22 protein-coding genes and 2 pseudogenes are annotated in these 24,815 nt (G+C 39.1%); 9 read left to right on the top strand and 15 right to left on the bottom strand.

Going from position 1 to position 24,815, the window contains the following annotated elements:
* Positions 1–58 precede the first annotated feature (58 nt).
* Together C2869_RS16245 and C2869_RS16250 are read left to right on the top strand one after the other, a co-directional pair.
* Positions 59–505 (top strand): MerR family transcriptional regulator, encoded by a 447-nt coding sequence (locus tag C2869_RS16245; RefSeq protein ID WP_108603944.1) that lies wholly within the window; start codon positions 59–61, stop codon positions 503–505.
* Positions 492–2,825 carry a heavy metal translocating P-type ATPase gene (locus C2869_RS16250; protein WP_108603945.1) on the top strand — a complete coding sequence of 778 codons (2,334 nt, stop codon included), beginning with the start codon at positions 492–494 and terminating at the stop codon, positions 2,823–2,825. Before C2869_RS16245 ends, C2869_RS16250 begins: the two co-directional genes overlap by 14 nt.
* A gap of 255 nt (positions 2,826–3,080) precedes the next feature.
* On the opposite strand, the gene C2869_RS16255 is transcribed toward C2869_RS16250, so the two are convergent.
* Positions 3,081–3,578, bottom strand: coding sequence for a hypothetical protein (locus tag C2869_RS16255; protein ID WP_159084200.1), 498 nt, complete (start codon positions 3,576–3,578; stop codon positions 3,081–3,083).
* Positions 3,579–3,665: 87 nt separating this feature from the next.
* Positions 3,666–4,595, bottom strand: coding sequence for a hypothetical protein (locus C2869_RS16260; RefSeq protein WP_108603947.1), 930 nt, complete (start codon positions 4,593–4,595; stop codon positions 3,666–3,668).
* A 108-nt stretch (positions 4,596–4,703) separates the two neighbouring features.
* Between C2869_RS16260 and C2869_RS16265 the strand changes: the two genes are divergently transcribed.
* On the top strand, positions 4,704–4,952 hold the full coding sequence (locus C2869_RS16265; RefSeq protein ID WP_108603948.1) for a helix-turn-helix domain-containing protein: 249 nt from the start codon (positions 4,704–4,706) through the stop codon (positions 4,950–4,952).
* A gap of 51 nt (positions 4,953–5,003) precedes the next feature.
* Here C2869_RS16265 and C2869_RS16270 read toward each other — a convergent pair whose 3' ends face one another.
* Both C2869_RS16270 and C2869_RS16280 read right to left on the bottom strand, forming a co-directional pair.
* Positions 5,004–5,234 (bottom strand): hypothetical protein, encoded by a 231-nt coding sequence (locus C2869_RS16270; protein WP_108603949.1) that lies wholly within the window; start codon positions 5,232–5,234, stop codon positions 5,004–5,006.
* Positions 5,235–5,605: 371 nt separating this feature from the next.
* Positions 5,606–5,986 (bottom strand): hypothetical protein, encoded by a 381-nt coding sequence (locus tag C2869_RS16280; protein WP_108603951.1) that lies wholly within the window; start codon positions 5,984–5,986, stop codon positions 5,606–5,608.
* A 1,084-nt stretch (positions 5,987–7,070) separates the two neighbouring features.
* Between C2869_RS16280 and C2869_RS16285 the strand changes: the two genes are divergently transcribed.
* Complete coding sequence (locus C2869_RS16285) at positions 7,071–7,943, top strand: hypothetical protein (protein WP_108603952.1); 873 nt, start codon at positions 7,071–7,073, stop codon at positions 7,941–7,943.
* 943 nt (positions 7,944–8,886) lie between these two features.
* On the opposite strand, the gene C2869_RS16295 is transcribed toward C2869_RS16285, so the two are convergent.
* From C2869_RS16295 to C2869_RS16305, 3 genes are all read right to left on the bottom strand, one after another.
* Positions 8,887–9,273 (bottom strand): hypothetical protein, encoded by a 387-nt coding sequence (locus C2869_RS16295; RefSeq protein WP_108603954.1) that lies wholly within the window; start codon positions 9,271–9,273, stop codon positions 8,887–8,889.
* A 67-nt stretch (positions 9,274–9,340) separates the two neighbouring features.
* Positions 9,341–9,661, bottom strand: a complete 321-nt coding sequence (locus C2869_RS16300; RefSeq protein WP_108603955.1) for a hypothetical protein — start codon at positions 9,659–9,661, stop codon at positions 9,341–9,343.
* Positions 9,662–9,782: 121 nt separating this feature from the next.
* On the bottom strand, positions 9,783–10,532 hold the full coding sequence (locus C2869_RS16305; protein ID WP_108603956.1) for a hypothetical protein: 750 nt from the start codon (positions 10,530–10,532) through the stop codon (positions 9,783–9,785).
* A gap of 193 nt (positions 10,533–10,725) precedes the next feature.
* Between C2869_RS16305 and C2869_RS16310 the strand changes: the two genes are divergently transcribed.
* Complete coding sequence (locus C2869_RS16310; protein ID WP_108603957.1) at positions 10,726–10,932, top strand: hypothetical protein; 207 nt, start codon at positions 10,726–10,728, stop codon at positions 10,930–10,932.
* 85 nt (positions 10,933–11,017) lie between these two features.
* On the top strand, positions 11,018–12,742 hold the full coding sequence (locus C2869_RS16315; RefSeq protein ID WP_108603958.1) for a recombinase family protein: 1,725 nt from the start codon (positions 11,018–11,020) through the stop codon (positions 12,740–12,742).
* Positions 12,743–13,015: 273 nt separating this feature from the next.
* Here C2869_RS16315 and C2869_RS16320 read toward each other — a convergent pair whose 3' ends face one another.
* The 7 genes from C2869_RS16320 to C2869_RS16350 form a co-directional block, all read right to left on the bottom strand.
* On the bottom strand, positions 13,016–16,126 hold the full coding sequence (locus C2869_RS16320; protein ID WP_108603959.1) for an efflux RND transporter permease subunit: 3,111 nt from the start codon (positions 16,124–16,126) through the stop codon (positions 13,016–13,018).
* Between the two features lie 54 nt (positions 16,127–16,180).
* A complete protein-coding gene (locus tag C2869_RS16325) occupies positions 16,181–17,212 on the bottom strand; it encodes an efflux RND transporter periplasmic adaptor subunit (protein ID WP_108603960.1) in 1,032 nt (343 codons plus the stop codon).
* A 2-nt stretch (positions 17,213–17,214) separates the two neighbouring features.
* Positions 17,215–18,543, bottom strand: coding sequence for a TolC family protein (locus C2869_RS16330; protein WP_108603961.1), 1,329 nt, complete (start codon positions 18,541–18,543; stop codon positions 17,215–17,217).
* 57 nt (positions 18,544–18,600) lie between these two features.
* A complete protein-coding gene (locus C2869_RS16335) occupies positions 18,601–18,936 on the bottom strand; it encodes a hypothetical protein (protein WP_329604274.1) in 336 nt (111 codons plus the stop codon).
* 78 nt (positions 18,937–19,014) lie between these two features.
* Positions 19,015–19,917, bottom strand: a complete 903-nt coding sequence (locus tag C2869_RS16340) for a cation diffusion facilitator family transporter (protein WP_108603963.1) — start codon at positions 19,915–19,917, stop codon at positions 19,015–19,017.
* The gene (locus C2869_RS16345) at positions 19,910–20,638 is read right to left on the bottom strand and encodes a transglutaminase-like domain-containing protein (RefSeq protein ID WP_108603964.1); all 729 of its coding nucleotides are present in this window, start codon (positions 20,636–20,638) and stop codon (positions 19,910–19,912) included. Before C2869_RS16345 ends, C2869_RS16340 begins: the two co-directional genes overlap by 8 nt.
* 12 nt (positions 20,639–20,650) lie before the next feature.
* Positions 20,651–21,307, bottom strand: a complete 657-nt coding sequence (locus tag C2869_RS16350; RefSeq protein WP_108603965.1) for a cation transporter — start codon at positions 21,305–21,307, stop codon at positions 20,651–20,653.
* 80 nt (positions 21,308–21,387) lie between these two features.
* On the opposite strand from C2869_RS16350, the gene cadR reads away from it, so the two are divergent.
* The 3 genes and pseudogenes from cadR to C2869_RS16365 all read left to right on the top strand — a co-directional run.
* Positions 21,388–21,792: a Cd(II)/Pb(II)-responsive transcriptional regulator gene (gene cadR / locus C2869_RS16355; protein WP_108603966.1), complete on the top strand. Its 405-nt coding sequence runs from the start codon at positions 21,388–21,390 to the stop codon at positions 21,790–21,792.
* 286 nt (positions 21,793–22,078) lie between these two features.
* Positions 22,079–22,327, top strand: a pseudogene (locus C2869_RS16360) (endonuclease III); the annotation flags it as partial.
* 18 nt (positions 22,328–22,345) lie between these two features.
* A pseudogene (locus C2869_RS16365) lies at positions 22,346–22,429 on the top strand (endonuclease III); the annotation flags it as partial.
* Between the two features lie 12 nt (positions 22,430–22,441).
* On the opposite strand, the gene C2869_RS16370 reads toward C2869_RS16365, so the two are convergent.
* Positions 22,442–24,811: a TOTE conflict system archaeo-eukaryotic primase domain-containing protein gene (locus C2869_RS16370; RefSeq protein WP_108603968.1), complete on the bottom strand. Its 2,370-nt coding sequence runs from the start codon at positions 24,809–24,811 to the stop codon at positions 22,442–22,444.
* Between the last annotated feature and the right edge of the window lie 4 nt (positions 24,812–24,815).

Here is a 24,815-nt window from a genome sequence, read left to right on the forward strand (position 1 = left end):
AGGCACAGGCCTAAACTAACGTTAGATAATTTAATTAGGTGTATCAAAAGGCTTAATAATGACAGTAACTGAACTAGCGAAACAGCTTGGTACGACAGCAGATACGGTTAGGTATTACACGCGGCTAAAGTTAGTTAAGCCCAGCAAATCTCCCAACGGGTATAAATTTTATGCGCCAGAGCAAGTCTCGCGACTGAAGTTTATATTAAGCGCGCGCCAATTGGGCTTTTCAGTATCAGATATCAAGCAAATTTTATCGGAAGCCTCGGACGGTAAAAGTACCTGTCCTTTGGTGCGTAGCTTAATTAAACAAAGATTAGCTGAAACCGAATTGCAATTTCAAGCTATGCTCAGATTGCGGCAAAAGATGAATCAGGCTTTGCAACAGTGGGAATCACTGCCTGATGAAGCTCCATCAGCGCACATGGTATGTCATTTAATTGAGCGCTTTGAGCTTGTAAATGAAAAAGATGATGAAGGAGGGATCAACAATGGCTGCGAGTAATTTTACATCGGCGAGCAAAAGCTCTTGCTGTTCGAAGACTAAACAATTGGTTAAATCTCAAACACCACAACATGCTGAACTATCGACTACTGAGGTTACTCAACAGCTAATCATTGAAGGTGCTGGTTGCGCAAGTTGTGTAGGTAAAATTGAAGCGGCACTTAGTCGTGTACAAGGTGTTAGCCATGCGGAAATGAACTTTGCTGATAGAAGTGTAGTGGTAACCGGAACGGCTGATATCAACGTGTTGATAAAGGCTGTAGAAGCGGCGGGCTACAATGCAAAGGCGATCACTGAACAAAGCGATGAGGTATTACAAGAAAAGGAAGTTGCGGACAGAGCTTATTATAAGAAACTGACACGAGACACTGCAATTGCATTGTCTCTAGGCATACCTTTGATGCTATATGGTTTGATAGTCGGTGAGATGACGGTGGCTACCAATGCAGAGCGGGTTAGTTGGTTAATCGTAGGCTTGCTTACGTTCGGCGTGATGTATTTCTCTGGTAAGCATTTTTATACCGGCGCATGGAACAGCTTTAAAAATCATTCCGCCAATATGGATACATTGATTGCCCTAGGGACAGCTACGGCATGGCTATATTCCATGGTGGTTATCTTAATACCGGAATCGCTGCCATCGATGGCAAGACATGTTTACTTTGAAGCTACAGCCATGATTATTGGGCTAATTAATCTTGGGTTAGCGCTTGAGATAAAAGCCAGAGGTAAAACGTCTGAGGCGATAAAGCGTTTAATTGGTTTGCAAGCCAAAACCGCTACCGTGCTCCGTGACGACAAAGAGATAGAAATTGCCGTTGAGCAGGTATTGTTAAACGATATTGTTAAAGTTCGCCCTGGTGAGAAAATTCCAGTCGATGGTGTTGTTGTCAGTGGATACACTTCGATAGATGAATCGATGCTGACTGGCGAGCCTATCCCTGTTGAAAAAAATAAGCAGGATAATGTCATTGCAGGGACACTGAATAAAACAGGGCTTATTCAATTTAAAGCAACTAAGGTCGGTAAGGATACAGCGTTGGCTCACATCATTAACATGGTAAAAAAAGCGCAAAACTCCAAGCCTCCAATCGGCCGATTAGCTGATGTTATCTCTGCTTATTTTGTACCAGCTGTGATGATTATATCTGTACTTAGCGCAATGGCTTGGCTTAATTTTGGTCCGGAGCCAGCGATAGCATTTGCGGTAATCTCTGCAACCACGGTATTAATTATTGCTTGCCCTTGTGCGTTAGGGTTGGCGACGCCTATGTCAGTAATGGTAGGCGTTGGAAAAGCGGCTGAGGCAGGAGTATTGATACGCAATGGCGAAGCGCTACAAACGGCCTCTAAAATTACCACTATGGTGTTAGATAAAACCGGTACTATTACCCAAGGTGAACCAAAGGTCACCGACATTTGTTTGATTAACGCTGTAGACGAAAACCAAGTGCTATCATGGGCTGCTAGCATTGAAAGTGGCTCAGAGCACCCCTTAGCGCAAGCTATTATTGAGAAAGCGAGTGACCGTAAACTTGAACTACAAACTATAGAACAGTTTCAAGCTGTGGTTGGCCATGGCCTAGAGGGACTCATAGGTGACCAAAAAGTATTACTGGGTAATGATAAATTAATGGAACGTCATAGTATCAAAACCTCGCATTTAGCACATAAGACTCAGACATTGGCAATGGAAGGGAAAACTCCAGTCTTTTTGGCGGTCGATGACCAATTGTCTGCCATTATTGCAGTCTCAGATCCGATTAAGCCTGACTCGATATCGGCCATCAAACGTTTACAAAACAATGGTGTAAAGGTAGTGATGTTAACGGGGGATAATCATAAAACCGCAGCAGCGGTTGCAGAAAAAGTAGGTATTACGGAGTTTGTCGCAGAAGTATTACCTGAAGATAAAGCGGCAAAAATCAAGAGTCTACAAGCCAAGCAAGAAATTGTAGGTATGACTGGTGATGGTATCAACGATGCGCCCGCGCTGGCACTCGCAGATGTCGGATTTGCTATCGGAACGGGGACTGATGTTGCTATAGAAAGCGCAGATATAACTTTGATGCGAGGCTCATTACACGGTCTTGCTGATGCAATTGCAGTCAGTAAGGCGACCTTGAGAAATATTAAACAAAACCTATTGGGTGCCTTTATCTACAACATTGCAGGGATCCCAGTTGCCGCTGGTTTGCTCTATCCATTCTTTGGCATTTTGTTAAGCCCTGTGATTGCTGGAGCCGCGATGGCTTTTTCTTCTTTAACTGTCGTGTCGAATGCCAATCGACTAAGACTGTTTAAACCGCAAGCACAGTAAGGGAAATCATATGATGATAGTTAATTTAGTCGGTGTTGCATTAATTGCCTTGATAATATGGTGGTTTTGGTTTTCTAAGCCGAATAGCCAATAGTAAACACGTTCATTTGGTGGGGCGTTGTTATTTACTTTGTGTTTTAAAGTTTGGAGTTGGCAATACTATTGATCAAGATAAGGCGTGAGGAATTTTTTGTTATTAGCCCACTAAAGACTATAGTTTTAGCATTTCCGCGATAAAAAATAAAATGAGCCTCCTTAGATGAGTGTTGGATTTAATATACTTATCACAATACCTTTGACATTACTTACAGAAAAGTTATTGCCTGTCGATTGGTTAGCGAACGTTTGATATTTACGCAACGACAACGGTAACCATAATCCCCAATTCTGGATTTTGTAATTGTATGGATTGGCATCGAAGATTAGCAACCCGTCAGTGTATGTCACTACGACATCAATGTGATGATTATCTTTTTTTAGCGGTCTATGTCGCTCATAAAAACGTACTGTTTTGGTTTCTCCAAGGTAAATAGAGAATAGCTCAGGCCAGTATGGTCTTTGTGAACCAAAAAATTCCATGGTTCCCTTGGATACACTTACGGTCAGTTGATTTTCATAATCGATACTTGGCGTGTGCGCTGTGATAATTTTTGAATGTTGATTACGAGTACCATGCGGGTCTCGCGGTGTTGACTCACAGGATAATAACAATATGGGAAATAACAGAGCTGGTAGATAGTAATAACAATTCATTTTGAGTATTAAGTGGTATGAGAGGAAGGAAACAGCCATCAACTCATCCTTGAGTCGATAGCTGCCAGGACATAAACAGGTGTTGTTTTAACTCTTGGCTACTTGCTCTAGTTTCTCTGCTATTTGTTTGGTGAATGCACCATTGTCGTATTGAACCGTGCCGTTATTAAGCACCTTGATCTGTTGCTTAATATCAAATTCTACTTTTGAATTGCCACGGTAAAGGTGGATTTTCAGCTCAAAGTTACCGCTTTGGCCATTACTTGTTACATTTTCTCGACCAGATTTAAGAAAACCTGCACTCGCTTTATTCCAACCTAAGTCGCCATATTCACGTACATAGTTTGCTTTTACAGACTCCGGAGCATATTCAACGTTAAACTCGCCTGATTTTTTAACATAGTGAGTAATGGGAATTGTTTCAGCCGTATCTAGCTCTAATACATCATTTACCAATTCTTGTACGCGACTAGTTTTTAACGGTAAGCCAACAGGTAAAAAGATAGGGTTTCTTACTTTGTTTGTCGTTGCGTTGGCCGGTGATTTAATGGTTACAGTAAAAGCATCGGCTGTTTCGCTAATAGTATACGGAAAAGCCGTATCAATTGTTGATGTGTACTCAGATGTTGAGCCACCAAATGGGCTTGATGAGCCTCGGTTGTATGTGTACTCAGTATTGAAGTATTTCAACGAGATTTGGTTCTCATTGATATAGACTTTACGCCCCCACTTATTATATACGCCCTCGAAGCCTTTGTTCTGCTTCTTATTACACTCTCGTGGAGACGTATCACAATGAGCAAAACCAGATGTCGCTTTAACATGCTGCACGACGGCTTGCTTAACGCTATTAAGAGTTACAACGTTCGCCGCATCACCATCTAGCTTTTTAAATGTCAGTGTTTTAGTTGTGTTAGTTGGTTGTAAGTTAATCACCGTCGATTCTGGAGTCGATTTACAGCCAGCTAATAGAGTGAATATTGAGGTTGCAACAAGTAGCTTTCCTAACTTCTTCATTTTTTATTCCTGTAGTTTTTGATTGTGTTTTTAATCTATTTAACCATTAAAAGCGTACATATGTACTTTTTTGGAACATATTAATGAGAAGGGTAAGCTCATGCAAGCATGAAAACAATACATCACCCAGATTATCGCAAGCTTATTGGCTGGCTAACAGCAGAGAGAAAGTTCAAAAAAATGGACCAAACTGCTGTGTCTGAAGCGATGGGCTGGCCGAATCACACCCTTTTATCAAAGACTGAGCGCCTAGAGCGCAAGCTTGATGTACTTGAATTCGTTCAGTTGTGTAAAGTGTTGGAAGTTGATCCAAAAGAAGGCATTGAGATTTTAACTCAAGAAAAGCCAACGATTTAATTTAAGCCGATCGCACAATAAAAAAGCGCTCATTGCTGAACGCTTAGTAAGTTACTTCACTTCTTTTAACTTTTCGTAAAAAGCCAATACAGGCTCAATCAGTAAACATGTCAGCACTATTAGTATTAGCTCCCCTTCAGAAACTGGGAATGCTGGAGTTAATTCATATCCAAAAGCTAATTGTCCAATTAAGTTTGGAAAAAATACATACCCAATATAGTTAATGACATCTGCAAGTTTTTGAAGTTTGGCTGATTTTAGTGTTGGCTCGTTGATTAACATCTTATTTATTCCTTATATATGACCTTGTCAGCATTAACTAGCTCCTGAGAAGGGGAATTATTGGAGAAGCAATAGATAAGAAGTTGAATAAATTAACTCATCAAAGTAATAACAAACCAATTAAATAAATCGAAATAGCATAATTGCTAATAGCTGACGTACCCATATTTTCTTTTGATACTTCAGCAAGACTTCTATCTGTGCAATATTGAAAATTAACTTAATACACATGATAGAAAGCAACACAAAGTAACCAAGTCGGTTCGTTTCAAAATAGAAATAAACTGGCGTACCAACCAATAACATTGCGACTATTAAAATGCAGATATTAAGTTCACTACTCGTTAACGACTTATTAAACAGATGCACAGCTAAAAATCATCAAACGAATTACCAAAACTACAGCTGTCAAAGCCATCAAAACTCATTGAATCAAATGTGTCATTCCCAAAGCAATCTTGCTCGAAAGGATCGGTACAATAGCTGCTTTCAATTTCATGACTTACACCGCACACTCCATTATTTATCAAGTCATCAGAGGATGTCATATCTGGGCAACCAACAACATTGCCTCCCACGTCAATTTGCGTATTTTCTATAACATGTAACCCTGTACTGGGGTTGATTGACGGTATAGTAATTTCAACTAGCGGTTCGACTGTATGAGCGGTAATGTCTGCCGAAGTTAAAGAGTTATTTTGAAGTTTTATAAAGTCGACTAAGCAACTATCAGAAAATAAATGACGATTCATAGAGCACCTTCTCTTGGATTAATATTGCGAATTCATGCACTAGAAAAGCTAACGATTTCATGATAAAAAACAAACTTGTTTGACTGCGAAGCTCAGCAACAAACAGTTTGAAACTCAGCCCTGTTTTCAAGGTATGAAAAAGCGCCGTCGATGAAGGTTTCATCGCAGCACTTTTTGAGAAATAGCTCCTTTTAACGTGCTTCCCTAACACGATTCACATTTCATTTTTTCTTTGCGTTGCTAAATCCAGTTCATTGTTCATTACCTCTTTTTAATTTTTTACGGGTTAAACTTCGGGGTTCGTTTTACGTGACGAGCCTTTAATTTGGGAGTACGGAGCTAGGCGGCTCGTCACTCGCCAGTTGTTGTTAACGTGTGGCCACACTTGTAATTAACGCAACTGATGCACTTATATTGCCAAATTAATTAACTACAACAAAAAACTTATTGTGTTTTGTGCACGTTTTTAGCAAGCATTATTCGGTGTGTTTTCATTGCAAATGCATCGCGTTTTTCTGATAAGAAAAAGGCAATAAAAAGCGTTGATGAAATCAACCAACAAAGCGCGTAGAGAAAGACTTACGAAGTAAGAATTGAACGAAGCAAAGCGTGACGTACAGCTGGTCTGTACTAGAGCCTAATTTAGTTTCGCTTAAGCGAAATTCGAATGCGTTTTTGCTAAAAAACAAATTTGAACATCGTCGTTTTCGTAAGAAAACGCTAAGCATAGAAAGATGCAAACAATAACGAAGTTATGCATCGTCTAATGCTGCGAAATTAGGCTCTAGTGCAGAGCATCGCTCGTAACGTCACGCGTGATTTAAATGCTAGCGTCGAAGATGCGTCAAGTCTGCTCGTTGCAGCGCAACATCAGAGCAGGCGAGCATTTAAAGCACATAGTTGAGTTGTGAAACAACGAAGCTATCGGCTCGAAGTGCGTTTTGTGTTGCAACAATCGTTGCGACATTTGTTCCTTGGTGTTAATTGAACGACCTTGCTATGAATCTGTGTACAAGTTGCGATTTTTCGCATGCATTGAAGCTAGTTAATGACTCAGATTAAATAAACAAAAGAGTCATACATTGTGAATACCAATCAACATACTAAACCAAACCCTAAACTAAATACACAAGACGGCCTAATAGCACACGCTGTTAAGCAGTTTTCTAGTATCGATATGTGTATACGAGTCGGCGTGAACAACAATCAAACCGGCAAATACCGAAGAGAAACAACAGTGAAAGTTGTAGAGCGAGTTGGTCATATTACGCCAACCGTCATCTCATGGCTTTATGACATCTCACGTCATCAAGCACTAGAGCACTTAAACAAGCTCGTCAAAGACGAATTACTAACAATGGTGAAAACACATCGATCGAACGATGGTCGAGTATATGTCTTAACTTATGCCGGTGCACAATACGCACAGTCATTAATGACGAAGCAAGTGAACTTTCGCAGTAAACGAAATCCAGCATTACAATTCAATGCAAATAATGTGATGCACGATAGCATTTGTACGTATGTCTTAATGCTAGCAAATAAGTATGATGAAGGTTGGCAAGGTATTGTCACTGAAAAAGAATTTAAGCAGCTCGTTAAAAGTAATGAGACTCGGCATGTTGACGGACTTGTTTTAGAAAGCAACGGCACTGTTGCAGCAATAGAAATAGAGCATTCATTTAAGACTAAACAAAGCCGCTCATCGATCTTGTTGAAATGGCTTCATGGGCTGAACCAAGGCTACTATCAAAAGATATTTCTGTTTTCTCAGTCAACTCAAATTTTTGACGATATTAAGCGATTGCATGAGCAACTTTTTGATGAAATGCAGCGTCGTATTGATAAGAAAACCAAGCAGCCATCGCTTAGTAAAGATGATGCTGAACTGCTGAGACGTGCAATTATCTTTCGCACAAAATACTGCCATGAAATCAATCGATTATTTTATAATTAGGGTGGTATATGGGGGCTGGCATTTTCATGCATAAATCAACATATAAGCCTAGCGACGAACGTTTAAAATATTGAAGGATAGAAAACAAAAAAGCCATCAGTTACGATGGCTTCTTGATAGGTTACTCATTCTGCATTTTTATCTGCCTATTCGGCAGTAAAGGCTCCCTAAAAATTTAGGGTTAGTTGTCGTCACAACTAGTAAGGCTGCCTGTTCGGCAGTAAGAAATTAACTAAGTTAAATATTGCTTAATTGATTTTTTAATATAGCTAGATATTTTATAGCATATATTTTTTATGAAGCTACCTCTCGGCAGTCATTCGCTGAATGAGCGATGAACATATGATACACATCATAGGGAAAGGAAAGCAACTACTTTTTATTTATGAAAAACAAGAAACGACATTAAGTATACGAAGACTAGACACAACACTACAGTTTAATTAAAGTTAAAATAGCATTGATTGGAGAATATGATGATGACCGCTTTTACAATAGCATTGTTTGTTACGGTTTTGATACTAGCATCTACAGTTGCAGCGATATCATTAATACCTAAGCGCACTTGGATTAAACTTTTCAGAATCAAGTAAGCAAAAACGGACCGAAGTCCGCTTTCACTTATGCTCTGCCATTCAGTTGATCGACACTTTACACTTTCGAAAGTATCCATCGAGTGCTTCTCCTAGTCACACTCTTCTCACTCACTCTCTAAACATCAAAAAGTAAGCTGAAACCCATTAGGTGTTCTAGTCACGTCGCAAAATCTAGGAATTTTGCAGTGGCATTTTGAGAAAGCTGATTTGAGCCTGAGGCCTTATTTATAAATCTTATGTCAATTATATATAGCTGCGCTTGAGGCGAAATTTCAATAGAGAAAAAACACAAAGATAAAAGAAATAAAAACAGTGTAGAAAAGCGAGCCATTACAGCTCGCTTAAGTTTAAATATCGCGGATGATACTGTACCAGCGCAGTTCTGCTGCCTCAAAATATCCGCTAGGATCTAACCCGAATATCGCTTCAAACTCCTCTGCAAAACGCTCACAGAACAGACTAATTTCATCAATGTACATCAATAACACGGCGTACATCTCAACATCATCAAGATAACGTGAATCTAGATCTGGATTATCATCAAGCAATCGTTTACTGATGCTAATGCCAAGTATTCTGCCTAAGCTATCGCGGTGTAAGTAGATGTAGCGCTCAAACGAGAGTTCATCATCTACGACATCTGCTAGTAGCAAAATAGTTGAAGCATCATCCCAAGGGGACTTAGATTTACGTTGGTATTGACGAATATACGGATTAGATTGTGTGTCTTTCATTGTTAACTCCAAGTTTATTGACCTCGGAGCTAACAAAGTTCAGAGCGCGGTAATTATCCCCTTTTAGCTAAAAGCCAAGCTGTAATTGCTTGTCCTTACGAGCCAACATTATCGACTCATTTATCATCTGCTCGTATGTTTGTTCACCTGTTGAATTAAATTCGCATAGCGCTGAAATTAAAACTTCTGCTACTTGCTTGAACATTAAGACTTCCGATTCGGTATAATATTTAAACTGCTTGTCTAAGACTCGTAGCCAAACATCATTAAAATCATAATTATCTCGCTGTAGATTAAGCCCGTGTATTTCTCTTTCTGCTTCGAAAAATGCATTTGACAATTGATTAACAAAGTCGATCACTTGTAATCCTGTTACGTTTTTATTCATTTCCATTTCCTTCTATTAATTCAATATTAAATAACGTCATAGAAGGCGAAATATTGTTACGCTTTTCAAACACAAGTTGAAAGTCTCAAATTAATACTTCGCAGTAATACACCAATTGAATCTATATACAGCCAGCTTTTTTTAGTGCATTTTCATAGTCACATATTTCTTCAAGCATTGTTTCTGGACTATCTATTTCAGGGTCAAAGACATCAAACTTTGAAGGGAATTTTTCGTGCGAGTGAAAATATGTAAGTTTACTAAGCAGATATTCTGCTATTTTTAATCGTTTTTTGTACAAAGGCTGATGTGGCGCTCTATCATATAAAGTCTTGGCTACTTCGTACCTTTTATAAAACTCTGAATACTCAAAATCATAATATGTTTTTTGTTTGTTATAATGCCTTAACCACTCTTTACTACCCTGATTTTTATATATTTTTTCAATCATCAACGCTTGTCTAGGAAATGAATTCAAGCTGCGTTTTAACCATTCTTCTTTATTTTCAGCTTCTTGCATTTGTTGAAATAATATAGCTCTAGAAGGTGCTTTAATAAGGCTACGGGTACTTTCCCACCTTTGGGAACTACTCTCTAAACTACAAGCAACACATTCACGAGATGATACGTAGCGCAATGTCTTCCCGCATGATTTACACGACTGATTTGATTGATAATAAATATCACCAGCCTTAAATGCATTAGACCATACCTTGACTGCTCTAGTTTTGCCTTGCTCATTTAATTTCTCAGTATATTGCTCAGAACTTCGCCTTTTTTTACACCCAACGCAGCTGCGATCTTTATAACGCCATACCCCACCGCACTTTTTACAGGCTGTTTTTGCAATCAAATAAGTGGATTCGGTCATGTTAAATAACAATATTTTTGCAGAATAATTTAGCCAAATTCGAAAATTCAAGCAACGTTTTTTTCAGATTAAATACACACAGTTTCAACAAAAAAAATAACGAGGCATCAATGCAACTACATTTAGCACATCCAAAACCAATTGAATCATTCGAAGTCTGTAAAAGGCCACAGCAAACGGAGGGCTGTATCTAATGAACGATCAAACAGTGATTAAAGCAAACAACGATTCTTTATCTTTACCGCCAGGTACGACACTAACCTTGGTATCAAAAAATGGTGAAGTATTAAACGAAGGTAAAGACCTAATAACACAGATATTTACTGCGATAACCGACGAAGTTGTAGCTCAAATATTCTGTGAAGCTAGACCAATATCAGAAGGAACATTCCGACCATAACATTACTAAATGGCAAGTTTTAAGACTTGCCTTTCGTTTTTAAATTATTAATGTCTTTTTGACTCAAGAATAATTAGAAGTCACGATGAATACTCAGAACTCACATATTGTCGACACGACAAATTCCTCAGCCCTTAGACAAAATGCTAACTTTGAACAGCTAAATAGCCCTGTTCTCATAAGTTATATTAGGTTCTCTACCATTGAACAACAGAAAGGCCAATCATTAGACCGGCAACTAAAGTACGCCACAGAGATAGCCAAGAAGAAAGGTATGAAACTGGAGGAAAATCTTACTATTAAAGATCTTGGTTTAAGCGCATACCACAAAACCAATGTGACAAAAGGAGGTTTAGGATTGTTTCTTGATGCCGTTAAAAACGGAAATATTCCTCCAAAATCAGTTCTGGTAATTGAATCTCTGGATAGGATATCCAGAGCAGCACCAGTAGAAAGCCAAGCTATTGTGACTCAAATAATTAATGCTGGTATTACGGTTATTACGGCAATTGATGGCAAAGAGTATGACAGGGAAACGATAGCTAATAACCCGATGGATCTAATCTATATAATCTTGATAATGATCCGAGCACATGAAGAAAGTGATATTAAATCCAAACGAGTTCTGTCTAAGCTTCTAGCACAATGTAAGGATTGGCAAGATGGTAAGCGAGGCTTTAGAGTTAAGTGTGGTAAAGCCCCAAAATGGGTAAAGTGGTGTGAAGTAAAAAAGGAATTTATTTTTGAGCCCAGAGAAAAAGCTATTATGTTGCGGAAAATCCAGCTATTTAATGAAGGCCATGGAGGTTTAAAAATAGCAGAAATAATAAACAGTGAATTTGGTTCCGGAACGGTTCACCACACTGGAGCAAACGTTTATAAGGAGGTTAAACGACGTACTCTAATTGGTGAAAACAACGTCAACGTCGATGGGCAAGACTTCTGCTTAAAAGGCTATTACCCCTCTCTTATTACAATTTCTGAGTTTAATAATTTAGTAAACAATTCCTCGTCAAGAGGAACTACTAAGCATCGCCAAAAATTTGTTGGCATACTTTCTGGTATCGACGTTTTCAAGTGTGGAGGGTGTGGAAAGTCAGTTAAAAGTCACATAACTTATCGGCAAAAAAAGGCAGAAAAAGTTCCTAAAAGCCACAAGAGATATGGTTGTGTTGAAGCAAGTAGAAACAATAACTGTAATTGCAAAGAAACTTTTCAACTTGATGCAATCGAAAAAGCAGTTGTTACTTATTGTTCAGATACCGTCAACTTGGTAAAAGTGCTAAATCAATCAGATGTACAAAAGCCTTTGATTGAAAAAATTGATCAGTTAAAAGCAGAGCAAGATGAAATTAAAGCTAATATTGATTACCTAATAGAAGCATCGATGAAAACACGCTCGGCGAGTTTAGCTGAGAAGTTACATAGCCTCGAAAATGATCTAAACGTAAAGTCTGAGTTAATAAGTAATACCCAAACAGAACTACAAAAACTTGATTCTTCAGCGACACAAAGTGTTGTAGAACAATGGAAAGAAAAAACAAAAAACCTCGAATATCAATCCAATGAAGAACGAAGACAATTGAGGTTATTAATTAAGGATACATTCAAATTTATTATTCTCGGCAATGATCGAACAATAAATAAAAAAGGTGTTGCAGCAGCCATTGAACGAGCGAAGGAAAAGCTGCTACGAAACAACCAAAACAACTATGTCGATCTTACTTTTAAATTTCATAATGGGCTTGTCAGAACAATTAGGCTAGATAAGTATAGTGGTGAACTGATTAGCGGCTTTGATCTTGTATAAATAGATAGCCTCTGCAATCTTACAGTCGCACATGGGCCATCTTGAGCCATTCAATACTAATTAATAATTTAACATCTGCTTTGAAAATGGACATTCAACCAAATCCGAATAATGTAGAAAAAAGCTCTATTTTTTCAGGCGAAGTTGCTAGATCGATTTTGTTCTAATCGGTTTTCAAAGCATCAGCGTGAAGATAAACACAAAACTCTAATCTACGTGTACTTTGTTAAAAAGGCTTCTCGGATTTACATAAGAGAAGCCTTTATCTAGAGATTAAGTTCCGAATTTTCGATAAACAATTCTATAAAGAACAGGCAATACAACTAGGGTAAGTAAAGTTGAGGAAATGATCCCTCCAATTACTACCGTTGCCAGTGGACGCTGAACTTCGGCACCAGTTCCCACATTTAACGCCATAGGAATGAATCCTAAACTAGCAACGAGTGCCGTCATTAACACAGGACGGAGCCTTATCGTTGCGCCTTCGATAATTGAATTGATTAATTCTCCGGTTTCAATCAATCGCTGTTTAATGAAAGACAGCATTACCAGTCCATTTAATACAGCGATACCTGAAAGGGCGATGAACCCAACAGCAGCAGAAATTGAAAGAGGCATGTCTCTTAACCACAAAGCTAACACGCCGCCTGTAAGCGCTAAAGGCACACCACTAAATATGATCAGCGCATCTTTTATTGAACTAAACGCTATAACGAGCAGTGTCAAAATAACAAACAATGTGGCAGGAACTACGATGGTTAACCTTCGGGTTGCACTCTCCAGTTGTTCAAATGTTCCGCCGTATTCAAGCCAATAACCAGCGGGTAAACTAACATTCTGCTTAATTTTTTGTTGGGCCTCGATGACAAACGAGCCTAGATCTCGGTTTCGAACATTGGCTGTGACTACGATCCGTCGCTTACCATTTTCTCGGCTGATTTGACTAGGAACTGTCGTATAATTTAGCTCTGCAACTTCATTTACTGGTACAAACTCACCACTATCAGTCGCGATTGGTAAATTACCTAGCTGATCAAGGTTAGTACGCAACAGTTCTGGATATCTAACTACAATTTCAAATCGACGATCACCTTCGAATATTAGCCCTGTGCCTTCACCTGACACTACTGTTTTTAACCAATATTGTAAGTCGCTTATATCTAACCCATATAGAGCTAATGCTTCAGGTTTGGGATTCACAGTAAAAATAGGCACGTCATCAACTTGTTCAAGCCTTGCATCTGCGACACCTGAGATGGTATTGAGTGCAGTTAAAATTTCTTTTGCAGATTTGACGAGTTGGGATAGGTCGTCACCGTAAAGTTTTATCCCTAAATCAGCCCTTACCCCACTAATTAATTCGTTAAATCGCATCTGAATAGGTTGTGTAAACTCATAATTATTACCAGGAACTGAGCTTAAATCTTTTTCTAACCTTTCAACAAAGTCCGCTTTTGTAGAGTTGGGTTCTGGCCATTGCTCTCTAGGTTTTAATATTACAAAGGTATCAGTAACATTTGGCGGCATTGCATCAGTAGCCACCTCTGCCGTGCCTGTTTTTGAGAACACCGTAACAACTTCGTCATATTCCATAATCTTTTGTTCAAGTATCTTCTGCATTTCTACAGCTTGCTCAATACCAGTTCCTGGGATACGCATCGCGTGCAATGCAATGTCTCCTTCATTAAGTTGAGGAACAAACTCTGAGCCTAATTTAGTACCAAGAAAGATGCTAAATGTCACAAGTAAAGCTGCACCACTAACGACTAACCAACGCAGTTTTAAAGCCCACTTTAAAACCGGACGATATACTGACTTAGCACCGACAATTATCGGACTTTCTTTTTCACTGATTTTGCCTTTCAAGAATAAGGCAACCGCAGCGGGGACGAGCGTAAAGGTAAATACCATTGCAGACAATAGAGCGATGATCACAGTCGCGGCCATCGGGTGAAACATTTTTCCCTCGACACCCGATAAGGTAAACAAGGGTACATAAACAATTGTTATAATCAAAACGCCAAAAACACTAGGTCGTATTACCTCATTGCTTGCAGCGTATACAATATCTAGCCGCTCTTTTAAGGAAATAACTGCACCATTTCGTTTTTGGCTTTCTGCTAAGCGCCTAATGCAGTTCTCAACGATAATTACCGCTCCATCGACAATTAACCCAAAATCCAAGGCTCCCAAACTCATTAAATTCGCAGAGACTTTGCTTTGAACCATTCCTGTGATTGTTGCCAACATTGCCAGTGGAATGACAGCAGCGGTAATTAAAGCGGCTCGAATATTACCGAGTAATAGAAACAATACGAAGATAACCAGCAATGCGCCTTCAATGAGGTTTTTCTGTACGGTGCTAATTGCTTTATCAACCAGAGTTGTCCTGTCATATAAGGGAACTATAGACACTCCTTGAGGTAAGCTATTTTGAATTTCCCTAAGCTTTTCACCTACAGCTAATGCTACCGAGCGTGAATTTTCGCCTACCAGCATCATTGCTGTGCCTATCACACTTTCTTTGCCTTCCTGTGATGCTGCACCTGTTCTTAGCTCTTTTCCTATCGCAACTTCGGCGACATCTTTTACTTTTACAAGAGTGCCGTCATCGCTTTTAATAATGACATTTTGGATGTCTTGAATAGTTTGCAATTGACCTTGTGAACGAACAAGGATTTGCTGTCCGCTTCTTTCTATGAATCCAGCTCCTTGATTTACATTATTTCGCATTACGGCATTTGATAGCGCTTCACTAGTAATACCAAAGTGCAACATCTTTAACGGGTCAGGATTAATGTGATATTGCTTTTTATAGCCACCTATTGCATTGATTTCTGTGATCCCTTTAACCAATGCAAGTTGCGGTTTTACTACCCAGTCATGGATTTCCCTTAACGCCATCGCATCATAAGGTAAGCCATTATTCTGCTTGGCACTTTTCTCAGCAGTGATACTGTACATGTATATTTCACCGAGGCCCGTTGCAATTGGCCCCATTTCTGGTTCAATGCCTAATGGTAGTTGTTCCTTAATTGCGCTAAGCCGCTCATTGATTAAGTTTCTGGCAAAATACAGATCTGTGCCTTCTTCGAACACAACCGTCACTTGCGACAGACCATATCGAGAAAGTGAACGGGTATAATCCAGTTTAGGCAAACCCGCCAAGCCCGTTTCGACGATAAACGTGATCCGTTGCTCTGTTTCTAAAGGTGAATAACCTTGAGCCTGCGTGTTTATTTGTACCTGTACATTGGTAATATCTGGCACGGCATCAATAGGTAGCTTTTGATAATTCCACATCCCTAAAGCGATGATAAACAACGCCACTAGCAACATAGTTCCGCGTCTACGGATAGATAATTCTAGTATCCAAGCGATCATATTTTCACCTCGATAATACTGAAGCCATTATGAAGTGGAGAAAAAGCGCGGAGATTAGTGATCATGTCCAGCCTCCGATTTTTTTAGATCAGCAACTAGCAGATAACTGTTCTTTACAACCACACTATCGCCGATATTCAAACCGTCAATGATAGCGATGTTGATAGCGTCTGAAGCGCCGGTCTTGACCGCGCTAGGGCGGAATTCATTGCCCTCTTTGATAAAAACAACATCATTGCCTTCAAACTCTTGAATAGCTTCTTTTGGTACAACAATTGGAGCAGAGTGTTGATTTGTTGTAACCGCCCCTTTAATTGCGGCACCAATTGGCCAAAGATTTGTTTTGTTGTCCAACCGTACCAATGCCAAGGAATACGGCTTATTGTTTAGAGATGGCGTTAAATAGCTAATGTGCGCACTTTGATTAAATTCAGTGCTTTGGATTAGCACCTGCTGGTTTGCGTTAACTTTACTTAGCTGAGTAGGAAATACTGATAGTTGTGCCCAAACCACGTCAAAGTTGGCTATTGTCAGCAAGTTTTCACCATTTGTAAGTTCGCCAATATTGGCTTGCCTAGCGACTATACGCCCAGACATTGGTGCTTTTATCGAATATTGATTTAAGCTCTCATTGGATTCAATCACTACCAACGTTTCACCTTTTTTAACTTCATCACCGATATTGGCTTTTATTTCCTTAATAACACCAGGAAACCTCGCGTTAACGTGAGCAACTGAGGCTGGGTCGGCAACGATTTTTCCGTATACAATTTCTTCATCACGAATAACTCCTTTGGTAACAATGGTGGTTTCTATACCATTTTGTTTCGCCACTTCAGCAGACATGGATACAAACTCATCCGTGTGGTCGCCTCCATGTTTTTCATCTCCACCTTGGTGACTATGATGTTCTTCATGCTCGTGGCCGTCTTTATGATCGTGGTCATGTTCCTCGTGCTGTTTGTTATTTTTCCCATGCTCATGGGGCTCACTGGCCCAAGTAGTAATGGTGGTAAAACCAATCACAACAACAAGAATCAATTTAAAAAGGCTGACTGGTAATTTTAATGTTTTGATCGTTTTCATGATTAATTCTCGCTAAAGCTAGAAAGCTGGCTTACTGTATTACCGGAAGAAATTAAAGGAATGCCTGAGAGCGCCTCAATAGCCGCACTTTGCTTGTGTACTTTACTTGCCGCAAAAATAAGTGCGTATTGCATATCAATAAGCTCTTTTTGCACTGAAACTAATTCCAAATAACTATAGCGCCCATCCGAATAGGCTTTTTGAACTAATGATAAAGCGCTTTCTTGCGGAGGAATAATATTAGTTTGTAAGGTTTCAACCGTTAGGCGGGCCTCTTCCTGAGCCGCATACAAAGTCGCTAATTGGCTGTATATTGCTCGTTCACTTGCTTTCTTTTTCTGCTCAACTTCATCAAGTTTTGCTTTTTGAGATTGATAATTACCTCTGTTTCTCTCACTCGTAAATAGAGGGACACTAAACCCTGCAACTAACGCGGTGTCATTGCTACCTTCAAGTCTTTTTACACCTGCGCTCCACGTTATATTAGCTTGGTTTCGGGTACTGATTGATTGCAATTGAGCTTGCTGAATTCTCGACTGCTCTGCATAAGCCAATATATGAGGGCTTTGAGAAAGTTGAGCCATGATATATTCGAGCGATATTGTGTTGGGAAATGTAAATAAATCGCCTGAAACACGAGAGAATTGCGGTGATTGCTCTCCCCACATTATAGCTAACTTACGAATACTGGCCTCTAACTGCTTTGATATGGTTAGCGTTTTTAACTTAGCTGTTGCGAGAGAAGCTTCAGCACGTCGAAGCTCTGATGTTGGAACTGAACCAATACGGGCTTTTTTCGAGACAGTTTGATAGGTTTCTTGTGCTAGCTTTTCAGCATTTTCATTAACAAGCATGACTTGCTGCAAGGTCAAAACGTCGATATATCTGGTTGTTACTTCACCCAAAATATCGAGAGTTTGTATTCTTTTTGCAACAGCAACAGCTTGCTTTTGGGTATTAACATAAAATTTTCTGCTGTCTACCTTATCACCTAACTCTACAACTGAAGATATCGATAAGGTTAATTCAGCTTGATTGAATCCAGATACATCGCCAGTACCGGCAAAGTTTTCCAATTCAACATTAACGTTATATTCAGGTTTTAATCCTGCGGTAGCTAACTCGCCTTCTAAGCGCTGTTGTTTATATTCAAAAGCCGTTAATTGTGGGTTATTTACAAATGTGCGTTGTATTGCATCTGATAATGAAACTAATTCAACGGATAAGTCATTTGCAAATACGTTATTGGTTGTCACCAAAAATGACAACATAAGCAACCGTTTTACTTTCTTCCAAGTAAACGCGGCAGCCTTAAAATAAGACCAATTCATACTTTGTCCTGTTTATTTTTTATGAAACGAGCGAAGGTTGATTGCCTATCGCGCCAATTAAATAAAAGGACTAATTTTGGGAGGGCGGAGTAATCTAGATAGTGGGGCTTCAATGACTACCTTTAAGTAATCAAAGACATGATTTATTTTGAAATCCAAGTTTTTACTAATGTAGATGTGTGTGGCAAATTGTACATGTGAACCATTACAGTGACCACAATGGTGGCAATCAGCATGGTTGTGTTGGTCATTCTCTGCTGTTTGTGTCAATTGTTCAGAATAACGATGGTCATCTAAAGCGTGAATATGCTCGGTTTTTATGTGTTCAGAATCAAAAATATGAATATCCGCAAGTTTAGCCACAGCAGAAAATGACTGAAGTAATATCAGCATGATCATGATGTATGCAGGGTATCGGTTAATATTCATTTCGTTATAATTATCGCTAAGTTAGGCTAATGCTACCATTACCTATTGGCCGGCGTCACGACATTGCTCATCTAGCAACTCAATTTCAATTGTAGTATGAGCAAAATCAAACTCTTCTAGTTCATTCAATAATTCAAGTTTGTACGCTTTCAGCTCTTCATTTGATATTTCTGTATTTAAAACAATATGAGCGGTTAAAACATTATTTTCACCATCTAATGACCAAATATGCAGGTGATGCACTTCACCCACAATGTCTTTTGATAACATTCTTGATTTTATGCTTTCAATAAGCTCAATATCTGGCGTAGCTTGCAAAAACAGCATAAGAGTCGATTTCAATGCCCTAAGTACATTAAACAATATAAAAAGTGTGAAACAGATCGACAAAATGGGATCAAGTATCGGCCAGTCAACAAACATTAGGATTATCGAAACAACAAATATAGCGACCCAACCTAATACATCTTCAAGCAAGTGCCAGTTTAACACTCGTTCATTGAGTGTTTTTCCGTGACTTAGCTTATGCGCAGCGTAACCATTTACCACCATGCCAAAAATTGCCAATAAAAGCATTCCCTCGACTTGCGGCATTTCAGGGTTGACTAGTCTTGGTATGGCCTCGATTAATATAAATATGGAACCAACAGTGAGCACTAAACCATTAATCAGGGCGCCAAGTAGGGAAAACCTCTTGTAGCCGTATGAAAATCGGTTAGAGGCAGGTTTGTTACTCAGCTTATTTAAAACCCATGACGTGCCTATGGAAATACTATCCCCTAAATCATGGATAGCATCTGCCATAATCGCTGTACTATTGGTTAACCATCCACCTATAAACTCAACAATGGTAAATATTAAGTTTAGAAAAAAAGCCCAGCCAATCCTTTTTGAAGCGCCTTCATCATGATGAGAGTGATTATGACCGTGAGAGTGGCTATGCATGTTGAGCCTCGGCGCTTACATTTTTTCCTCTAAGCCTTTGTACGTTCCAATTGATGATATGACGGATAAAGTTTTGGTACGCCCAACGTTTAATCCCAGTTAGATTGGTTCCTCGCTCAGAATAGAATTCATCTGGTGATTCATAAATGCCAAAATCGTCGTGTATGCCTTCTTTTTGGATATAAGTATTTGTTCCTGTCCATTCAGTCTCTGGCTTTGCTAAGCAGGTAACAGCAATACCATAGCCACAGAAACTCTCTTTTGTTTGACTGAATTTGGATTGAATAGCAATTAAGTAGGCTTCATCAAGAATAAAGCCTTCTAAATTAATCCACTCACCATTAAAGAATACTTCAACCCAACTATGGATAATATACTTAGGTGCCAGCCAAAACACATAAGCTGGAATAGCGCCTTTTTGAAGTTGTTGATCAATCGTAAAACCATGAAATCGGCATTGAATACCAAGTGCCCGTAATAGAGCCATCAACAAGTTTCCCTTGGTATTACACTGCCCATAGCCATCAGCCAAAACTTCACTTGCGGCTATATCATCACTACGGTTATAACCGAATTGAATCTCGTCTTTAACAAATGTGTAAGCTTCACCGATTTTGCTGTAATCATCCAAGGCTTGCCAATTACGCTCAGCTATCAATGATTGGATATTGTGGTCATCAAAATCTAATATTTGTGTTTTTTCCAAATAATTGACACTCATTACCACTCTCCATCAAGAACATGACTTTGATTTACTTCCGCTACAGCCACTACTTTCGCTTGTCGATTCAACATTGCTAAGTTCCTTCTTCGCATCAGTAATAATTAGATAAGCGCCTCTTAAAATTAAGATGGCAATGACACTACCAATTACAATATCAGGCCAACGCGAATCAAGTAACATCACTAGAACACCAGCAGCAATAACACCTATATTTGCGATCACATCATTGGCTGAAAATATCCAGCTTGCACGCATATGCACTTCACCATTGTTATGCCTTCTTATTAAAACTAAACAAATGACATTCGCTATTAATGCGATAAAACCAAAGCCGATCATAAACCAAGAGTGTGGTTCACCTTCTCCAAGTATTCTTCTTGCTATGTCAAAGATAATCAATAAACCTAGCGTCAGCTGAAAATAGCCACTAATAAGAGCAGCATTGGCTTTATGTTTTAATGTTCTACTTACTGCATAAAGAGCAATGCCATAGACAATTGCATCAGCAAGCATATCCATTGAATCTGCTATTAACGCTGTCGAATTGGCATAAAGACCTACAGTTATCTCAACGATGAACATAATTGCATTGATGCCGAGTAGCCAATAAAGCACATACTTTTGTTGTGCATCTTTTAATTCAACTTCGCAACCACAACCGCTCATAAAACACACCTCGCACGTATTTAATACTTAAACTATAAAGTCTATACTTGGTATAGGGTCAATAAAAAATATAACTTAATATGAAAATAGGCGAAATTGCAGAGTTAACGGGTTGTAGTATTCAGACAATACGATTCTATGAACGTAAAAAGCTACTACCTAAACCAGAGCGTTCAGAAGGCAACTATCGATTGTATAATCAAACAACTGTTGATCGATTAATTTTCATTAAACAGTGCCGCGCACACGATATGTCGATTCAAGAAATTAATTTCCTACTTGAAAGTAAAGAAAAGCCAGAGCAAAGTTGTGATTCTGTAAATGCCATTATTGACGAGCATTTACAACAGATTACGGTCAAAATTTCTGAACTCAATGCATTGAGAGAAAGCCTAATCCAAATGGCAAACTCTTGTACATCGAACCGAAAGATTAAAGACTGTGGGATTTTGTCTAATCTAAACAAAAGTATTAAGGGAGAATAAGTAAAGTGCGGGTGACACTTTTAACACATGTACTCCTATCTAAAAATCCCCCATAAAACTGACCGCTCTAGAGCCAGCCCCCTTTTATCTCGCGTATAAAGTGTAAATAAATAGGTGAACATCTGCTTTGATAACTCTCGTTACGATTTAGAAAAACAGTCAATGTCCGTTTTGTGCTCAGAAGCGACATAACCATTTCCTATTCATAGCTCCCTACAAGATAAACACCAACTAAGTCAGCAAAATTAGTTACTAGAACAGTATACTTTTTCTAGTATCCTTATACTTTGGCTGGCCGACGATTGCTGTCGATACGCACATTTTCCGCGTTTCTAACCGCACTAAATTTGCCATGGGCAAAAACGTCGATTTAGTGGAAGAAAAACTATTAAAAGTCGTACCTGCTGAATTTAAAGTCGACGTTCACCATTGGTTGATATTGCATGGCCGCTACACCTGTGTCGCCCGCAAACCAAGATGTGGCTCATGTATTATTGAAGACTTGTGTGAGTTTAAAGAAAAGACCGAGATTTAATAGGTTTAAACCGGCAACATGGTCTGGTTTATCTTACATGGCCGATATGTGTGTACAGCACGTAAACCAAGATGTGGTGCTTGTATTATTGAAGATTTGTGCGATTTCAAAGAATTAGCCCGTTGGGTTGTCTCGGTGAGTAAATTCATAGCCCAAAGCTTTATAGCCTTTCACTCGCTTAGTAAACATGCGTTTCAGCGTCGGAAAGTCATCCAGATAGTCAAATACTTGCACAGAACTTTTATTACTCCACTCTCGTTGAACACGACCAGCATACTGCGCAAGGATCCCTTTCCACGCAATAGGTAACGTTATAAACAACGTATCCAAATAAGGCATATCAAAACCTTCGCCAACATACTTCCCTGTCGCTAAAATAACTTGTTTGCTGTTAGTGAGATCTTTGTTAGCGTCCAGCATCGCTATACGCTCTTGCCGTTGCTTGGTCGATATCCCGCCATGTAATTCAACAACAGATAAGCCCTCTTCTGTCAGCATGGTTGATAAGGTATCAATATGTTCCTTTCTTTCAGTTAATACCATCACAGCTCTTCCCTGCTCAACATTATGTGCTATGTCCGCAACAATGCGCTTGTTACGTTCAGCACATTGAACTAAATGCTTGTATACCTGTGAAATATGAGGCTTGGTATCAGGAAGTAACCAGTCTTCTGGAAAACTGGTTTTCGTTTCAGTAACCGTCACGTGCTGCTCAAACGAGGCAGAAGACTTAACGCCCTTAAATACAATGCCTCCTAACTGAAACATCATCAATTTTTCTAAGCCGTCTTGCCTCTTAGGTGTTGCAGTAAAACCGTGAATAAATTTAGCATGACTCGATTTAATCAGGCTCTCATAATTTGATGCTGGAAGGTGATGACATTCATCTACGATGATCTGCCCATACTTTTCTATATATGGCTTGATATCTAAGCCATTTCGACTTACTAAACTTTGATAAGTGGCCACGTCCAACTGGTAGGTAAGCTTCTCTTTACCACCTAATAACGAACCAGATTCTACATTTTTCAGAAAGACATTTATACGTTCTAACCATTGTTCAGCCAATTGACGATTATGAACCAACACCAAAGTGTTAACTTTTCGTTTAGCAATTAAAGCTAATGCGGTAACCGTTTTACCAAAACCAGTAGAGGCTTCTAAAATCCCTACCGTTGAATCTAATAAAGCATTTACCGCTTTATTTTGCTGACTTTTCAGCTTGCCAGTAAACCTAATTTTACAAAGCTCGTCACCGGAATAACGTTTATCATCTTCATTGACTGTAATATTTTGCTTTTCTAAGGTAGAAACGGCGTCGACTAAACAGCCTCGTGGCAACATCAAAAATTTACCTTCAATATGGGCGGCGCAAATATATCTGGGTATACCTATAGTAGCGAGTCTTAGCGCTTGTCGTTTATAAAATTCAGGATTAGAAAATACAGCTAGCTGCTTTAAGCGAGATGTTAGTTTGCCAGGGAGCTTATCAATTGGAATATAAATCTGATCGGCAATAACAATAGTAAGCTCAGACGGACAATTTGCTATGAGTTCATCGTTTACTCGATTAATTTTCTTCCATGGCGAACTAACAATTTCGTCATTGCTAGTATCGTCAAAAACAGTGAATTTAGTGATTAATTCCTCAAGGTCTGCTGGATTAACCTTACCTATTGATGCCAACTTAGCCCATTGGTCTTTATATTCAGTTCCAGCACGGTCAATAAATACACTATTACTTTGCTTTCTAGGTGCGTGCTGTAAAGGTAAAGCGATCAGATTGCCAAAACCACCTTCTGGCATAATATCTTGATTGGGAAATAATCTATCAAAGCAACTAAAAGATAATGCGGGATACATCTCCATTGCTTTACCCAACAATCCATTACCAAGTTTTCTAGCTTTTACTGCTTCTACGGCTTGAGTAAAGAAGATCCAGACATGCCCACCATTACCACTACGAGACCGCTCAATAATATGAGGAATTTGAAAATGGTCACAGGCCTCAGAAAATGCGCCTACCGACTCCATCCAGTCTTCTTTGTCAAAGTCAGTCGCTAATATATAAGTCTTGTTATTTTCAAGTAGTGGATAAATACCAATAGTTTGATTACCTTTAAGGTGTTCAAAAATGGCATGAGTGTCATATGGCTTGAATTTTTGATTTGAACACTCTGTACAGCTAATTTTTGGCTTGTTACATAGCTTAGGCTTCCACTCGTTCCAGCACGCTGGTGAATAGCCACTTCTTCCATTTTGTGATTCCCATCGAAACGGGTAAATATCCTGTCGGCCTTTAAAATATGAGAGGAATAAATTAACTTTCGCATCTGGCGATGCATGTTGATTAAAGTGTTTAGCTAGTTCTGCCTCTTGTTGAGCTAAGATTTGATTGCGCTCACTTATCAACAAATCTCTTTCTTGGCGCAATTGCTTAAGCCGCGCATCTATTTGTGCTAAACGTTCCAATCGCGAGGTCACGAGT

This window comes from Saccharobesus litoralis (assembly GCF_003063625.1).
In the GTDB taxonomy this organism is placed as follows: Bacteria; Pseudomonadota; Gammaproteobacteria; order Enterobacterales; family Alteromonadaceae; genus Saccharobesus; species Saccharobesus litoralis.

Excerpts from the sequence above, each read along its gene's own strand:
- C2869_RS16245 (WP_108603944.1), top strand. The coding sequence starts at position 59 with ATGACAGTAACTGAACTAGCGAAACAGCTTGGTACGACAGCAGATACG.
- C2869_RS16250 (WP_108603945.1), top strand. The coding sequence starts at position 492 with ATGGCTGCGAGTAATTTTACATCGGCGAGCAAAAGCTCTTGCTGTTCG.
- C2869_RS16255 (WP_159084200.1), bottom strand. The coding sequence starts at position 3,578 with ATGAATTGTTATTACTATCTACCAGCTCTGTTATTTCCCATATTGTTA.
- C2869_RS16260 (WP_108603947.1), bottom strand. The coding sequence starts at position 4,595 with ATGAAGAAGTTAGGAAAGCTACTTGTTGCAACCTCAATATTCACTCTA.
- C2869_RS16265 (WP_108603948.1), top strand. The coding sequence starts at position 4,704 with ATGAAAACAATACATCACCCAGATTATCGCAAGCTTATTGGCTGGCTA.
- C2869_RS16270 (WP_108603949.1), bottom strand. The coding sequence starts at position 5,234 with ATGTTAATCAACGAGCCAACACTAAAATCAGCCAAACTTCAAAAACTT.
- C2869_RS16280 (WP_108603951.1), bottom strand. The coding sequence starts at position 5,986 with ATGAATCGTCATTTATTTTCTGATAGTTGCTTAGTCGACTTTATAAAA.
- C2869_RS16295 (WP_108603954.1), bottom strand. The coding sequence starts at position 9,273 with ATGAAAGACACACAATCTAATCCGTATATTCGTCAATACCAACGTAAA.
- C2869_RS16300 (WP_108603955.1), bottom strand. The coding sequence starts at position 9,661 with ATGAATAAAAACGTAACAGGATTACAAGTGATCGACTTTGTTAATCAA.
- C2869_RS16305 (WP_108603956.1), bottom strand. The coding sequence starts at position 10,532 with ATGACCGAATCCACTTATTTGATTGCAAAAACAGCCTGTAAAAAGTGC.
- C2869_RS16310 (WP_108603957.1), top strand. The coding sequence starts at position 10,726 with ATGAACGATCAAACAGTGATTAAAGCAAACAACGATTCTTTATCTTTA.
- C2869_RS16315 (WP_108603958.1), top strand. The coding sequence starts at position 11,018 with ATGAATACTCAGAACTCACATATTGTCGACACGACAAATTCCTCAGCC.
- C2869_RS16320 (WP_108603959.1), bottom strand. The coding sequence starts at position 16,126 with ATGATCGCTTGGATACTAGAATTATCTATCCGTAGACGCGGAACTATG.
- C2869_RS16325 (WP_108603960.1), bottom strand. The coding sequence starts at position 17,212 with ATGAAAACGATCAAAACATTAAAATTACCAGTCAGCCTTTTTAAATTG.
- C2869_RS16330 (WP_108603961.1), bottom strand. The coding sequence starts at position 18,543 with ATGAATTGGTCTTATTTTAAGGCTGCCGCGTTTACTTGGAAGAAAGTA.
- C2869_RS16335 (WP_329604274.1), bottom strand. The coding sequence starts at position 18,936 with ATGCTGATATTACTTCAGTCATTTTCTGCTGTGGCTAAACTTGCGGAT.
- C2869_RS16340 (WP_108603963.1), bottom strand. The coding sequence starts at position 19,917 with ATGCATAGCCACTCTCACGGTCATAATCACTCTCATCATGATGAAGGC.
- C2869_RS16345 (WP_108603964.1), bottom strand. The coding sequence starts at position 20,638 with ATGAGTGTCAATTATTTGGAAAAAACACAAATATTAGATTTTGATGAC.
- C2869_RS16350 (WP_108603965.1), bottom strand. The coding sequence starts at position 21,307 with ATGAGCGGTTGTGGTTGCGAAGTTGAATTAAAAGATGCACAACAAAAG.
- cadR (WP_108603966.1), top strand. The coding sequence starts at position 21,388 with ATGAAAATAGGCGAAATTGCAGAGTTAACGGGTTGTAGTATTCAGACA.